12 protein-coding genes are annotated in these 13337 nt (G+C 72.3%); 3 read left to right on the top strand and 9 right to left on the bottom strand.

What is annotated here, in order from left to right; genetic code table 11:
- Positions 1 to 50: 50 nt before the first annotated feature.
- A complete protein-coding gene (locus tag QWM81_RS08770; protein WP_290111146.1) occupies positions 51 to 602 on the top strand; it encodes a bacterial proteasome activator family protein in 552 nt (183 codons plus the stop codon).
- Positions 603 to 744: 142 nt separating this feature from the next.
- Here the strand turns inward: QWM81_RS08770 and QWM81_RS08765 are convergent, their stop codons facing one another.
- The 7 genes from QWM81_RS08765 to pdhA all read right to left on the bottom strand — a co-directional run bounded on the left by QWM81_RS08765 (position 745) and on the right by pdhA (position 8599).
- Positions 745 to 1728 carry an NAD(P)H-quinone oxidoreductase gene (locus QWM81_RS08765; RefSeq protein ID WP_290111145.1) on the bottom strand — a complete coding sequence of 328 codons (984 nt, stop codon included), beginning with the start codon at positions 1726 to 1728 and terminating at the stop codon, positions 745 to 747.
- Between the two features lie 10 nt (positions 1729 to 1738).
- Positions 1739 to 2800, bottom strand: coding sequence for a potassium channel family protein (locus QWM81_RS08760; RefSeq protein ID WP_290111144.1), 1062 nt, complete (start codon positions 2798 to 2800; stop codon positions 1739 to 1741).
- A 20-nt stretch (positions 2801 to 2820) separates the two neighbouring features.
- Positions 2821 to 4095 (bottom strand): molybdopterin molybdotransferase MoeA, encoded by a 1275-nt coding sequence (locus QWM81_RS08755; RefSeq protein ID WP_353938286.1) that lies wholly within the window; start codon positions 4093 to 4095, stop codon positions 2821 to 2823.
- Complete coding sequence (locus QWM81_RS08750; RefSeq protein WP_290111143.1) at positions 4092 to 4982, bottom strand: NTP transferase domain-containing protein; 891 nt, start codon at positions 4980 to 4982, stop codon at positions 4092 to 4094. Before QWM81_RS08750 ends, QWM81_RS08755 begins: the two co-directional genes overlap by 4 nt.
- Before the next feature lie 79 nt (positions 4983 to 5061).
- Positions 5062 to 6456: a dihydrolipoamide acetyltransferase family protein gene (locus QWM81_RS08745; RefSeq protein WP_290111141.1), complete on the bottom strand. Its 1395-nt coding sequence runs from the start codon at positions 6454 to 6456 to the stop codon at positions 5062 to 5064.
- Positions 6456 to 7460, bottom strand: coding sequence for an alpha-ketoacid dehydrogenase subunit beta (locus tag QWM81_RS08740; RefSeq protein ID WP_290111140.1), 1005 nt, complete (start codon positions 7458 to 7460; stop codon positions 6456 to 6458). The genes QWM81_RS08745 and QWM81_RS08740 overlap by 1 nt, the downstream gene beginning before the upstream one ends.
- A complete protein-coding gene (gene pdhA / locus QWM81_RS08735) occupies positions 7457 to 8599 on the bottom strand; it encodes a pyruvate dehydrogenase (acetyl-transferring) E1 component subunit alpha (protein ID WP_290111139.1) in 1143 nt (380 codons plus the stop codon). Before pdhA ends, QWM81_RS08740 begins: the two co-directional genes overlap by 4 nt.
- A gap of 182 nt (positions 8600 to 8781) precedes the next feature.
- Between pdhA and QWM81_RS08730 the strand changes: the two genes are divergently transcribed.
- Complete coding sequence (locus QWM81_RS08730) at positions 8782 to 9309, top strand: Lrp/AsnC family transcriptional regulator (RefSeq protein WP_435372343.1); 528 nt, start codon at positions 8782 to 8784, stop codon at positions 9307 to 9309.
- An 85-nt stretch (positions 9310 to 9394) separates the two neighbouring features.
- On the opposite strand, the gene QWM81_RS08725 is transcribed toward QWM81_RS08730, so the two are convergent.
- Both QWM81_RS08725 and QWM81_RS08720 read right to left on the bottom strand, forming a co-directional pair.
- Positions 9395 to 9988, bottom strand: coding sequence for a TetR/AcrR family transcriptional regulator (locus tag QWM81_RS08725; RefSeq protein WP_290111138.1), 594 nt, complete (start codon positions 9986 to 9988; stop codon positions 9395 to 9397).
- Complete coding sequence (locus QWM81_RS08720; RefSeq protein WP_290111137.1) at positions 9985 to 11514, bottom strand: 3-hydroxyacyl-CoA dehydrogenase; 1530 nt, start codon at positions 11512 to 11514, stop codon at positions 9985 to 9987. Before QWM81_RS08720 ends, QWM81_RS08725 begins: the two co-directional genes overlap by 4 nt.
- A gap of 123 nt (positions 11515 to 11637) precedes the next feature.
- Between QWM81_RS08720 and paaN the strand changes: the two genes are divergently transcribed.
- On the top strand, positions 11638 to 13332 hold the full coding sequence (gene paaN, locus QWM81_RS08715; RefSeq protein WP_290111135.1) for a phenylacetic acid degradation protein PaaN: 1695 nt from the start codon (positions 11638 to 11640) through the stop codon (positions 13330 to 13332).
- The last annotated feature ends 5 nt before the right edge of the window (positions 13333 to 13337 follow it).

The following is a 13337-nucleotide window of genomic DNA, read 5'->3' as shown; positions in this document are numbered from 1 at the left end:
GTACGGGGGCACACCGTGTGGTGACGCACCTGTGCGAGAGAATGGGCGGCATGGAGATGCCGAGGAATGAACGGTCGCATGAGAGCAGCCCCCACGTCCTCGTAGTGGGACAGGACGGAATGGCACTCGGCGGCGGTGACGGTGACGACGAGTCGCGCGAGGTCCCGGTGACGGAGATGGTTGAACAGCCTGCGAAGGTCATGCGCATCGGCAGCATGATCAAGCAGCTTCTGGAAGAAGTCCGCGCGGCTCCTCTCGACGAGGCCAGCCGGGTGCGTCTGAAAGAGATTCACGCCAGCTCCGTGAAGGAGCTGGAGGACGGCCTGGCGCCCGAGCTCGTCGAGGAACTCGAGCGCCTTTCGCTCCCCTTCACGGACGAGGCCATCCCCTCCGAGGCGGAACTGCGGATCGCGCAGGCGCAGTTGGTGGGCTGGCTGGAGGGCCTGTTCCACGGCATCCAGACGGCGCTGTTCGCCCAGCAGATGGCGGCCCGCGCCCAGTTGGAGCAGATGCGCCGCGCGCTGCCCTCCGGCGCTTCGCACGATGACGACGACAATCACGGCCATGGCCACGGCGCGATCCGCTCGGGTCCCTACCTGTAAGGCACCTGCCCGGCAACGCCCGCGGTCCGGCAACCCGGTTCAGGCCCGGCACACGTGGAGTGTGCCGGGCCTTGGCGTACCGTCAGGCGTGCCGGTCATCAGACGTACCGTCAGCGGTGCCGGCCATCAGGCGTGCCGGCCGTCAGGCGGGGGTCACCAGCAGGACCTTGCCGACGTGGGCGCCGGACTCCAGCGTCCGGTGGGCCTCCGGCGCTTCCGGCATGGGGTACGTGCGGTCCACCACGGGGCGGATCGTGCCCGCCGCGATCAGCGGCCACACGTGCTCGCGTACGGCAGCGACGATCGCCGCCTTCTCCTCCAGTGGCCGCATGCGCAGCGACGTCGCCGTCACCGCCGCGCGCTTCGCGAGCAGCGCGCCCAGGTTCAGCTCGCCCTTCACGCCGCCCTGGAGCCCGATCACCGCGAGCCGCCCGTTCACGGCGAGGGCCTTGATGTTCCGGTCCAGGTACTTGGCGCCGACGATGTCGAGGATGACGTCCGCGCCCGCCCCGTCCGTCGCCTTGCGCAGTTCCTCGACGAAGTCCTGCTCGCGGTAGTCGATCAGGATGTCCGCGCCCAGCTCGGCGCAGCGCGCCAGCTTCTCCGCGCTGCCCGCCGTCACCGCGACCCGTGCGCCCACCGCCTTGGCGAGCTGGATGGCCATCGTGCCGATGCCGCTCGCACCGCCGTGCACGAGCAGTGTCTCGCCCGGCCGCAGGTGGGCGATCATGAACACGTTCGACCACACCGTGGCGGTCACCTCGGGCAGCGCCGCGGCCGTCACCAGGTCCACCCCGTTCGGCACCGGCAGCAGCTGCCCGACCGGCACGGCGACCTTCTCGGCGTATCCGCCGCCCGCGAGCAGCGCGCACACCTCGTCGCCGACGGCCCACCCGGAGACCCCGGTGCCCAGCGCGGCGACGCGTCCGGAGCATTCGAGCCCGGGGTACGGGGACGAGCCGGGCGGCGGGTCGTAGAAACCCTGTCGTTGCAGCAGATCGGCGCGGTTGACGGCGCTCGCCGCCACCTCGACGAGGACCTCGCCCTCGCCGGGCACGGGATCGGGGACCTCGGCCCACACGAGCGCCTCTGGACCACCGGGTTCGGGAATCGTGATGGCATGCATGGCCGCGAGGCTACTCCGGCGGCGTACTCAACCGAGGCGGCGCACTGCTCGCCCGTACGATGGTGATCACCCGGTCCGTCAGCTGCAAGGGGCTGGCGGCCGGATCGTCGTAACCGAGCAGCCGGTGTCCGCGCAGGACGCTGATCACCAGATCGTCCGTCTCGCGTACGTTCTTGCCCACCTCGGCCTTTATCACCGGCCGTTCGACCAGGTCGAGTCCGCTGCCCTGCTGGATCAGGTCCTCCATCACCGCGCCCGCGCTGGGGCTCAACACCGACAGGCCCAGCAGCCGGCCCGCGGCGCTCGCGCTCGTGATGACGGCGTCCGCCCCGGACTGGCGCAGCAAGGGCGCGTTCTCCTCCTCCCGTACCGCCGCGACGATCTTCGCGCCGCGGTTGAGCTGGCGAGCCGTCAGCGCGACGAGTACGGCCGTGTCGTCGCGCTGGGTCGCGATGACGATCTGCCGGGCACGCTGCAGTTCGGCACGGAGCAGCACATCGCTGCGGGTGGCGTCACCGACGACGCCCGTGAATCCGTCCGCGTTCGCCGCCTCGATCACCTTGCTGCTCGGGTCGACGATGACGATCTGGTCCTTCTTCAGGCCGGTGGCGCACAGCGTCTGGACCGCCGACCTGCCCTTCGTACCGAAGCCGATGATGACGGTGTGGTCGCGCAAGGTGGTCCTCCAGCGTTTCAGCCGCCACTCTTCGCGGGTGCGCTCGGTGAGGACCTCGAGAGTGGTACCGACCAGGATGATCAGGAACAGCACGCGCAGCGGTGTCACCAACAGCACATTGACGAGCCGGGCACTGTCGCTGTGCGGAACGATGTCGCCGTAGCCCGTGGTCGACAGGGTCACGGTCGCGTAGTAGATGGCGTCGAGGAAGTCGACTTCTTCGTCCGCGTTGTCGTGGTAGCCGGCGCGGTCGAGCATGACGATGAGGACGGTCAGTGCCAGCACGCCGAGGGCCATCAGCAACCGCTTGAGCACCTGCTGAAGGGGTCGCTGGACGATGGGGTTGGGGAGCCTGATGCGGCCGCCGACCACATGCTCCTCTGCATTGCGGGCCATGACGTCCTGGCCGGGAAGTTTCACGTGAAACACCCCTCGGTGGTCGGTGCCCAGGGCAGGTCCAGGATCTCCAGTTCGTCACCGGGCCCGGCGCCGCCCGGAGGGACGACCGCCAGCCCGTCCGCCGCCGCGATCCCGCGCAGCATGGCCGGGCCGTTGTAGTGCAGCGGTACGACGTGCGGGCCGCCGTGCACCACCGGCACGAGGCGGGTGTCGTACGGGTGGCCGTGCACCTCGTCGCGGACGGGGGCCCGGTAGGGCGCCGGGGCGCGGCGCCCCGCGAGGCCCCGCAGCAGGGGTTCCGCGAGGGTGAGGAGCCCGGAGACCGCGGCCAGCGGATTGCCGGGCAGTCCGACCAGGTGCTTGGCCGGGGTGAGCCGGGCCAGCAGCATCGGATGACCGGGGCGGACCTTCACGCCGTCGACCAGCAGTTCGGCGCCCGCCTTGTGCAGGACGGGGTGTACGTGATCGACCGGCCCGGAGGCGGTACCGCCGGTGGTGATCACCACGTCCGCCTCGGAGTCGCTCACCGCCGCGTAGAGCGCCTCGGCGTCGTCCCCGATGCGCCGGGTCACGGCGACGTCCGCGCCCAGGGCGCGCAGCCACGGCGCGAGCATCGGGCCGAGGGCGTCCCGGATGAGCCCGTCGTGCGGAAGTCCCGCCGTGAGCAGTTCGTCGCCGAGGACCAGAACCTCCACGCGGGGCGGTTCGACGGTGTGCAGCTCGTCGTACCCGGCGGCCGCGGCCAGTCCGAGGACGGCGGGCGTGACGGGCGTTCCGGCGGGCAGCAGCTGGTCACCGGACCGGCATTCCTGGCCGCGCGGCCGGATGTCCTGCCCGTGGGTCACCGCTCGCTGGGCGTGCAGATGGCCCGTGGTGTCCGTACGGGAGTGCTCGCTGCGGATCACGGCGGTGGCACCGGAGGGGATACGGGCGCCGGTGGCGATCCGTACCGCCTCGCCGTCCGGCAGCGGGGGCGTCTGCGCATGACCGGCCAGGACGGATTCGCTCTCGTGGACCTCCCACGGGCCGGGGCCCGCGACGGCCCACCCGTCCATGGCGGAGGTGTCGAACGGCGGCAGATCGGTGAGGGCGGCCAGCGGTTCGGCGAGCACACGGCCGAGCGCCTGGCCCAGCTCCACCCGCCGCGTCCGTGCCGGGCGACCCGCCCCGGCCCGCGCGGCGACGGAGCGGGCGTCGCCCCAGGGCGTGGCCCGGTGCGGCTCGGGCTTGCGGGCCGGCGGCCCGACCAGCGCGAGTGCTTCGTCGACGCCGTCGACCTCCGGATCCGTCATGGCGCGCCGGCCCCGCTCCCGGTACGCGGCCCGTCGCCGTCCCCTGCCTCGTTCGCCCAGCGGTCGGCGAGCGCGGCGGCCTTGCGGGCGGCGTCGGCGACGGCGTCCGCGACGGCCCCGGGGTTGCTCCCGGCGGCCTTGGCGGCCGCGTACCCGACCAGGAAGGTGGTGAGCGGTGCGGCCGGTCTCGCCACGCCGTGCGCGGCGTCGCGGGCCAGGTCGAGCAGGACGCCGGTGTCGACCTCCAGGTCGATACCGAGCTCGTCCTTGACTGCGGTGATCCATTCGTCCAGCACGTTCCCATGCTCTCTGATCCTGGCGCGGGCCGCGGCGATGTCTTCCCAGGTGTCGCAGTCGAAGGAGGCGAGGGGCCCGGCCGGTATCCGTACCAGGTTCAGCTCGTTCATGAGCAGCCGCAGCGGCAAGCCGATCAGATTGCCGTGCTCGGCCGCCAGCAGAGCGATCTCGCGGCGCAGTGGCTCGGTACGGTACGCGGCGACCAGCGGCTGGTCCCGCCCGTCGGGGTCCACGGACAGCACGCCCTCGGCGCTCGACCCCGCGAGCGCCTCGACCAACTTCCGTACGCTGCCGTCCCCGAGGAACGGCAGGTCGCCACTGAGGACGACCACGGTGTCGGCCTCCACATGCCGGAGCCCCGCGGAGAGCGCCGCGAGCGGCCCGCTCCCGGGCGGCTCCTCCCGCGCCCACACCACCGGCCGGGACGTGGCCCGCCGGCCGCCCACGACAACGGCGCGGTCGGCCTCCCGACAGGCCAGCAGCACCCGATCGAGCAGGGCCCGCCCGCCGACGCTCACCCCTGGTTTGTCCACCCCACCGAGCCGCTGGGCGGCACCCCCGGCGAGTACGACGACGTCAAATCGGGTCACCCCACCAGTATCCCCGGGCCCGCCCGCTCCCCCACGGCCGGGGCACCGGGGCACAGCCCGCCGCCGCCCCGGCGCGCTCCTACAGCGTGCGCAGCAGCACCGCCGGGTGCTCGACGCAGTCCGCCACGTACCGCAGGAAGCCGCCCGCCGTGCCTCCGTCGCACACCCGGTGGTCGAAGGTCAGCGACAGCTGGACGACCTGCCGGACGGCCAGCTCGCCCTGGTGCACCCACGGCTTGGGCACGATCCGCCCCACGCCGAGCATCGCCGCCTCGGGGTGGTTGATGATCGGCGTGGAGCCGTCGACCCCGAACACCCCGTAGTTGTTCAGGGTGAACGTCCCGCCGGTCAGGTCCGCCGGGGTCAGCGTCCCGGTCCGCGCGGCCTCCGTCAGCCGGGCGAACTCCGCCGTCAGGGACTCGGCCGTACGCGTGTGCGCGTCCCGGACGACGGGCACGACCAGGCCCCGGTCGGTCTGGGCGGCGAAGCCCATGTGCACCGCGGGCAGGCGCACGATTTCCCGCGCAACCGTGTCCACCGTGGAGTTGAGCTCCGGGTAGCGCGCGAGCGCGGCGGTGCAGATGCGGGCGAGCAGCGCCAGCAGGGAGATCTTGGGTCCCCCCGCCGCGTTCATCGCGGCACGCGCGGCCATCAGCTCGGTCGCGTCCGCGTCGACCCAGCACGTGGCGTCGGGGATCTCGTGCCGGCTGCGCGACAGCTTGTCCGCGACCGCGCCGCGTACGCCGCGCAGCGGCACGCGTTCCCCGGCGTGCTGCCCGGCGGCGGCTGGTGCCGTGACCGGCGCGGCAGCCGGTGCGGGAGCCGCCGCGGCTGCCGCCGCCCGCTCCACATCGGCCCGAAGGATCAGCCCATCGGGCCCGGAGCCCGGCAACTGCCGCAGATCGACACCCTTTTCGCGGGCGAGCTTGCGCACGAGCGGGGAGATGACCGGCACCGGCCCATCGGAAGGGGCGGCAGCCGCCGGCCTCGCCGTGGGCGCCGCCGCCGGCGCCACTGCCGACGCCGCTGCCGGTGACTCCCGCCGTACCCGGCGCCTCCGCGCCGCCGGGGCGCCCGTGCCATACCCCACAAGCACGTTCCCCGAGCCCTCGCCGGAAGAACCGGAAGAAGCAGCCGGCGCGGCAGCCGTCCCGGAAGCGGGCGCGGGGGCGGACGCGGATGCGGACGCAGGGGCGGAAGCGGACGCGGGCGGCGCCGACGCCGACGTTTCGCCGACCGCGACCGTCAACAGCGGGGCGCCGACCGGAAGTTCCGTGCCCTCCTCGCCGAACCGGGCGGTCACCACACCCCCGTACGGGCACGGCACCTCGACCATCGCCTTGGCCGTCTCCACCTCCACGACCGGCTGGTCGATGGCGACGACGTCCCCGACGTCCACCAGCCACCGCACGATCTCCGCCTCGGTGAGGCCCTCGCCGAGGTCCGGCAGTTTGAACTCCAGCACCTGGGCCATCAGCTCTCCGCCTCCCACTGCAGTCGCGCGACCGCGTCCAGCACCCGGTCGACGCCGGGCAGATGGTGCCGCTCCAGCATCGGCGGCGGGTAGGGGATGTCGAACCCGGACACCCGCAGCACGGGGGCCTCCAGGTGGTGGAAGCACCGCTCGGTGACCCGCGCGGCGATCTCCCCGCCCGGCCCGCCGAAGCCGGCCGACTCATGGACGACGACCGCGCGCCCCGTGCGCCGTACCGACGCGCAGACCGTCTCGTCGTCGAACGGCACCAGCGACCGCAGGTCGACCACCTCGAGCTCCCAGCCCTCCGCCCGCGCGGCCTCGGCGGCCTCCAGGCAGACCGGCAGGGACGGCCCGTAGGTGATGAGCGTCGCGCTGCGCCCGGCCCGCCGCACCACCGCGCGGCCGATCGGCTCAACGGCCTCGGGCCTGTCCGGTGACCAGTCGGCCTTCGACCAGTAGAGCCGCTTGGGCTCCAGGAAGACGACCGGGTCGTCGGAGGCGATGGCGGCCCGCAGCAGCCCGTACGCGTCGGCGACCGTCGCGGGCGTGACGACATGGAGCCCCGGAGTCGCCATGTAGTACGCCTCGGACGAGTCGCTGTGGTGCTCGACGCCGCCGATCCCGCCGCCGTAGGGCACGCGGACCACCAGCGGCATCGGCATCGCGCCCCGCGTCCGGTTCCGCATCCGCGAGACATGGCTGATCAGCTGCTCGAACGCCGGGTAGGCGAAGGCGTCGAACTGCATCTCGACGACCGGCCGCAGCCCGTACATCGCCATGCCGACGGCCGTGCCCAGGATGCCCGCCTCGGCGAGGGGGGTGTCCGTGCAGCGGTCCTCGCCGAACTCCTTGGCGAGTCCGTCGGTGACCCTGAAGACGCCACCGAGCGTGCCGACGTCCTCGCCCAGCACATGGACGGACGGGTCCTCGGCCATCGCGTCGCGCATCGCGCGCTGAAGCGCCTGCGCCATGGTGGCGGGCTTGGCTGCCACGGTGGTCATCGGCCGTCACCTTCCGCTTCCGCCGCCAGCTCGGCACGCAACTGCTCGGCCTGCTCGCGCAGTTGTGCCGTCTGCTCGGCGTACACGTGCGCGAAGAGGTCCATCGGGTCCAGTTCCGGATCCGCGTTCATGCGTTCGCGCAGCCGCGCGGCCATCGCCTCGGCGGCCTCGGCGGCCTGTCGTATGCCGGTCTCGTCGAGGAGGCCGCGCTCGGTCAGCTCCTGTTCCAGCAGCCGGATCGGGTCGTGTTCCCGCCATGCCTGGACCTCGCTGTCGCCGCGGTAGCGCGTCGCGTCGTCGGCGTTGGTGTGGGCCTCGATGCGGTAGGTCACCGCCTCCACGAGCGTCGGTCCGCCGCCCCTACGGGCCCGGGCCACCGCCTCGGAGAGCACATGGTGCACGGCGGCCGCGTCGTTGCCGTCGACGAGCCGGCCCGGCATTCCGTACCCGACGGCCTTGTGGGCCAGGGAGGGCGCCGCGGTCTGCTTGGCGAGCGGCACGGAGATGGCGAAGCCGTTGTTCTGTACGAGGAAGACGACCGGTGCCTGCCATACGGCCGCGAAGTTCAGCGCCTCGTGGAAGTCGCCCTCACTGGTGCCGCCGTCGCCGACCATGGCCAGTGCCACCACGTCATCGCCCTTGAGGCGGGCGGCGTGGGCCAGGCCCACGGCGTGCGGCAGCTGGGTGGCGAGCGGCGTGCACAGCGGCGCCACGCGGTGCTCGTGCGGGTCGTAGCCGGTGTGCCAGTCGCCGCGCAGCAGCGTCAGGGCCTGTACGGGGTCGAGGCCGCGAGCCACGGCGGCGAGCGTGTCGCGGTACGACGGGAAGAGCCAGTCCCGGTCCTCCAGCACCAGGGCGGCGGCGACCTCGCACGCCTCCTGGCCGGTGCTCGACGGGTACACCGCGAGCCTGCCCTGCTTGGTGAGGGCCGTCGCCTGCGCGTTGTACCGGCGGCCGCGCACCAGCTCGGCGTACAGCCGGCGCAGCAGCTCGGGTGAGAAACCGGCGGCGGCGTCCGTGCCCAGCACCCGGTACGGCTCGGGGTCCGGGAGCAGCGGTGCGGGGTCGGTGCGCGGCTTCCACGCCGGGGGCGGGGTGGGCCGGTAGGGCGCGGCACCGGGCAGCTCTTGGACCGTCATGACAGCACCTCCTCGTGGGGAGCGGGCATAAGACCCGAAGGGGGCGCGACTGTGACGCGCCTCACCTACCGATTGTTCGGTCGTGGCGGCATTTTGGCTACAGGCACCTTCAGCCTGTGGACAAACGGTTCTCCACAGCCTGGGATGGAGGCAGGTCGTCCATGGAGGAGAGGCGGGGGGACATGGCAGCTGAACAAATGGCCGACAGCGGGGACCAGCGGCCGGCGAGCGGCGAGCCCGATCCGGCGCCGCGCCCGCTCGACGCGATCGACCGCGACATCCTCCGCATCCTCCAAACGGATGGCCGCGCCTCGATACGCTCCGTGGCCGACCGGGTCCATGTCTCGCGCGCCAACGCCTACGCGCGGATCAACCGGCTCATCGAGGACGGGGTGATCCGCGGCTTCACGGCCCGGGTGAACCATGAGCGGGCGGGCCAGGGAGCCTCCGCGTACATCACCCTCAAGATCGTGCAGAACTCCTGGCGCACGGTGCGCGAGCAGCTGCAAGCGCTGCCGGGCGCGGCCCACATCGCCCTGGTCAGCGGCGATTTCGATGTGCTGCTGCTGGTCCACACGCCCGACAACCGCACGCTGCGCGAGCTGGTCCTGACCAAGCTCCAGTCGATTCCGGAGGTGCTCTCCACGCGCACGCTGCTCGTCTTCGAGGAGACGGACCTGAATCGCCGGGTCCTGACGGACGAGTTCTGACGGATGCTGACGGACGAGTTCCCACGGACGAGTTCCGACGGACGAGTTCCGACGGACGCGTCCTGACAGTGCCGGAGCGCGGCTGTCAGCGACTCGTGCGAAGCCCGTCGAAGGCCAGGTGGACGACGGTGTCGATGACCTGCTGACGCTCGCCGTCCCCGCCGGGCTGGGGCCGGTACCACTCGACAAGCGAGTTGATCATGCCGAACAGCAGCCGGGTGGCCAGCCGTATGTCCACGTCGTCACGGAGGTCGCCGTCCGCGGCGGCCGCCTTCAGCAGGTCGGCGACCCGGTGGTCGAACTCGCGGCGCCGCTCCAGCGCCCACCGCTCGGTCGTCGTATTGCCGCGTACGCGCAGCAGCAGGGTCACGTACGGCAGCTCGTCCATCAGCACCTCGACGGTGCGCCGGGTGACGTACTCGACCCGCTCGATCGCCCGTCCGCGCGCGGCTCCGGGCTCGTCGAGCACCGCGAAGAGCCCGTCGAGCGCCCGGCTGACGGCGCGCCGCAGCAGTTCCTCCTTGCCCGCGACGTGGTGGTAGATCGAGGATTTGGAGATACCGGCCGCCTTGGAGAGGTGCTCCATGGAGGTGCCGTCGTAGCCGCGCTCGTTGAAGACGCGGACGGCGACGGAGAGCAGCGTCTCGGGCGTGTACGTATCACGCTTGGCGGTGGTCATCGGCTGTCCTGGTCCTTCATCGCGGCCCTCTCCTCGTACCCACGGCGGACGACGCCGAGGCAGGGGGCATATCGGCCGGTCGGGTGGAGCACGTGCATCTGGGCGAGGAACTCGGACACGTACGTGTAGCCGAGCAGGGCACCCCACTCCAGGGGACCGGCGGGATAGTTGACGCCGAGGCGCATGGCCGTGTCGACATCCTCGGCGGAGGCGATACCGCGCTCGACGGCGTCCACGGCGAGGTCGACGATCATGGCGACCGTCCGGGCGACGATCATGCCGGGGACGTCGCCGATCACCGTGACGTCCTTGCCGAGCGCCTGGAAGAGGCCGATGGCCTCCCTGAGGGTGTCGGACGAGGTGGCCGGGGCGGTGGCGAGGGCGATCCGGGTGGCGGTCGTGTAGTCGTGGGCGAGGTCGAAGTAGATGTCCCCGCCGCGCCCGCCGCAGAGGACGTCACCGTCGGCGAGCCGGAGCTCGCCGCCACCGGGCAGGGTGAGGTGCCGGCCGTGCTTCCTGCGGCGGACCTTGATGCCGGCACCCTCGATCATGCGGACGAGCGGTTCGGCGTGGCCCAGGTGTCCATGGACGGTGACCGCCTCGGGCGCGGGTGCGGGCTCTTCGGTACGGGGGCGGGGACGCTCGGCGCCTTCGGTGTACGCGTACCAGCCCTGGCCCGTCTTGCGGCCCAGGCGCCCGGACTCGACCAGGCGCCGCTGGGCGAGCGACGGGGTGAACTTCGGGTCCTGGTGGAACGCCTCCCAGACGGACCGGGTGACGGCCTCGTTGACGTCCTGTCCGATCAGGTCGGTCAGCTCGAAGGGGCCCATCGCGAAGCCGCCGCACTCGCGCAGGACGGCGTCGATGGTGGCCGGGTCGGCCGCCCTCTCCTCGTACAGCCGCAGCGCCTCGGCGTAGAAGGGGCGGGCGATGCGGTTGACGAGGAAGCCGGGGGTGTCGGCGCAGCGCACCGGTGTCTTGCCCCATGCCTTGGCGGTGGCGTACGCGCGCGTGGCGGCGGTTTCGTCGGTGGCGAAGCCGCTGACCACCTCGACCAGCGGGAGCAGCGGGGCGGGGTTGAAGAAGTGCAGGCCGACGAAGCGGCCGGGCAGCCGCAGGGCCCCGGCGATGGCGGTGACGGAGAGGGAGGAGGTGTTGGTGGCGAGCAGACAGTCGTCGGTGACGATCTTCTCCAGGTCGGCGAACAGCTCCCGCTTGGCCGTGAGCTGCTCGGCGATCGCCTCGACGACGAGGGCGGCGTCGGCGAGGGCGTCGAGGCTGTCCGCCGCGTGCAGGCGTGCGGCGGCCGCGTCCCGCTCCTCGGCCGCCAGGCGGCCCTTCTCGACCAGCCGGTCGAGCCGCCCGGTGATGGTGGCGGCGGCCTGCTGGGCACGGCCGGGCGCGGCGTCGTAGAGGCGCACGGGGTGGCCGGCGACCAGGGCGACCTGGGCGATGCCCTGGCCCATGGTGCCGGTACCGACGACGGCGACGGTACGGCTCCGCTCGATGGCCTGGTTGTCGGTCATGACAGTGATCCTCCCCGATGAGTTGTCCACAGGTTCGGGAGGCCCCCTTGTCCCGACCGATCGTTCGGTTACTCTAGCCCTGTCCGCCTGTCCCTGCCCAGCTCGACGAGGAGTTGGTCCGTCATGGCCGCCGCTCAGCTCACCACCGACCACCTGTCCCAGAAGCACCGGCCCACGCTGGACCAAGCCCTTGAGGCGATCCGCACCCGGGCCTACTGGTCCCCGCACCCCGAGCACCCCAAGGCGTACGGGGAGAACGGCTCGCTGAGCGCCGCCGACGGCCTCGAAGCACACAAGGCCACCCTCGGCACCCGCTTCGAGCTGGACCAGCCCGGCACGGACGGCTGGACGGGCGGCGAGGTGTCGCCGTACGGGCCGGAGCTGGGCGTGGAGTATCCGCACGCCGACCTGGATGTGCTGCTGCCCGCGATGCGGGCCGGGCTGGCGGCCTGGCGGGACGCCGGCCCCGAGACCCGCGCGCTGGTCTGCCTGGAGATCCTGGCGCGGATCAGCGCCCGCACGCATGAGTTCGCGCACGCGGTGATGCACACCAGCGGGCAGGCGTTCATGATGGCGTTCCAGGCGGGCGGGCCCCACGCGCAGGACCGCGGCCTGGAGGCGGTGGCGTACGCGTACGCCGAGCAGGTGCGCACGCCCCTGGTCGCCGACTGGTCCAAGCCGCAGGGCAAGCGGGACCCGCTGGAGCTGCGCAAGACGTTCACTCCGGTGGGACGCGGCATCTCCCTGCTGATCGGCTGCAACACCTTCCCGACCTGGAACGGCTACCCGGGCCTGTTCGCCTCCCTGGCGACCGGTAACCCCGTCCTGGTCAAGCCGCACCCGCGAGCCGTCCTCCCCCTGGCCCTGACGGTACGGGTGGCCCGTGAGGTGCTCGCGGAGGCGGGCTTCGACCCGAATCTGGTCGCGCTGGCCGCCGAGCGGCCGGGCGAGGGCATCGCCAAGGACCTCGCGCTCCGCCCCGAGATCCGGATCATCGACTACACCGGCTCCACCTCGTTCGGCGACTGGCTGGAGGCCAACGCCCGCCAGGCGCAGGTCTACACGGAGAAGGCAGGGGTCAACACCGTCGTCATCGACTCCACGGACGACTACAAGGGGATGCTGTCGAACCTGGCCTTCTCCCTGTCCCTGTACAGCGGCCAGATGTGCACCACGCCCCAGAACCTCCTCATCCCGCGCGACGGCATCACGACGGAGGCCGGGCCCAAGACGTACGACGAGGTGGTCGCCGACCTGGCGGCGGCGGTGAGCGGCCTGCTGGGCGACGACGCCCGGGCGAACGCCCTGCTGGGCGCCATCGTCAACCCGGATGTGAAGGCCCGCCTGGAAGCGGCCGCCGGTCTCGGCGAGGTCGCGCTGCCCTCGCGCGAGGTCGCCAACCCCGACTTCCCGGACGCCGTCGTCCGTACGCCCGTCATCGTCAAGCTCGACGGCTCCAAGCCGGATGCCGAGGCGGCGTACATGTCGGAGTGCTTCGGCCCGGTCGCCTTCGCCGTCTCCGTCGACTCGACCGCCGACGCGCTGGAGCTGCTGCGGCGCACGGTGCGGGAGAAGGGTGCGATGACGGTCGGCGCGTACACGATCTCGCAGGAGGTCGAGCGGGCGGTCGAGGAGGTCTGCCTGGAGGAGTCGGCGCAGCTCTCGCTGAACCTGACGGGCGGGGTGTATGTGAACCAGACGGCGGCGTTCTCCGACTTCCACGGCTCCGGCGGCAACCCGGCGGCGAACGCCGCGCTGTGCGACGGCGCGTTCGTGGCCAACCGCTTCCGGGTGGTGGAAGTCCGCCGCCAGGCGTAAGAGGC

Origin of the sequence: Streptomyces ficellus (genome assembly GCF_030406405.1) — a bacterium.
Lineage (GTDB): Bacteria > Actinomycetota > Actinomycetes > Streptomycetales > Streptomycetaceae > Streptomyces > Streptomyces ficellus_B.
This window is presented reverse-complemented; position numbering and strand designations above follow the sequence as displayed.

Coding starts and splice junctions, on each gene's coding strand:
- QWM81_RS08770 (WP_290111146.1), top strand. CDS start 51: ATGGAGATGCCGAGGAATGAACGGTCGCATGAGAGCAGCCCCCACGTC.
- QWM81_RS08765 (WP_290111145.1), bottom strand. CDS start 1,728: ATGCATGCCATCACGATTCCCGAACCCGGTGGTCCAGAGGCGCTCGTG.
- QWM81_RS08760 (WP_290111144.1), bottom strand. CDS start 2,800: ATGGCCCGCAATGCAGAGGAGCATGTGGTCGGCGGCCGCATCAGGCTC.
- QWM81_RS08755 (WP_353938286.1), bottom strand. CDS start 4,095: ATGACGGATCCGGAGGTCGACGGCGTCGACGAAGCACTCGCGCTGGTC.
- QWM81_RS08745 (WP_290111141.1), bottom strand. CDS start 6,456: ATGGCCCAGGTGCTGGAGTTCAAACTGCCGGACCTCGGCGAGGGCCTC.
- QWM81_RS08740 (WP_290111140.1), bottom strand. CDS start 7,460: ATGACCACCGTGGCAGCCAAGCCCGCCACCATGGCGCAGGCGCTTCAG.
- pdhA (WP_290111139.1), bottom strand. CDS start 8,599: ATGACGGTCCAAGAGCTGCCCGGTGCCGCGCCCTACCGGCCCACCCCG.
- QWM81_RS08730 (WP_435372343.1), top strand. CDS start 8,782: ATGGCAGCTGAACAAATGGCCGACAGCGGGGACCAGCGGCCGGCGAGC.
- QWM81_RS08725 (WP_290111138.1), bottom strand. CDS start 9,988: ATGACCACCGCCAAGCGTGATACGTACACGCCCGAGACGCTGCTCTCC.
- QWM81_RS08720 (WP_290111137.1), bottom strand. CDS start 11,514: ATGACCGACAACCAGGCCATCGAGCGGAGCCGTACCGTCGCCGTCGTC.
- paaN (WP_290111135.1), top strand. CDS start 11,638: ATGGCCGCCGCTCAGCTCACCACCGACCACCTGTCCCAGAAGCACCGG.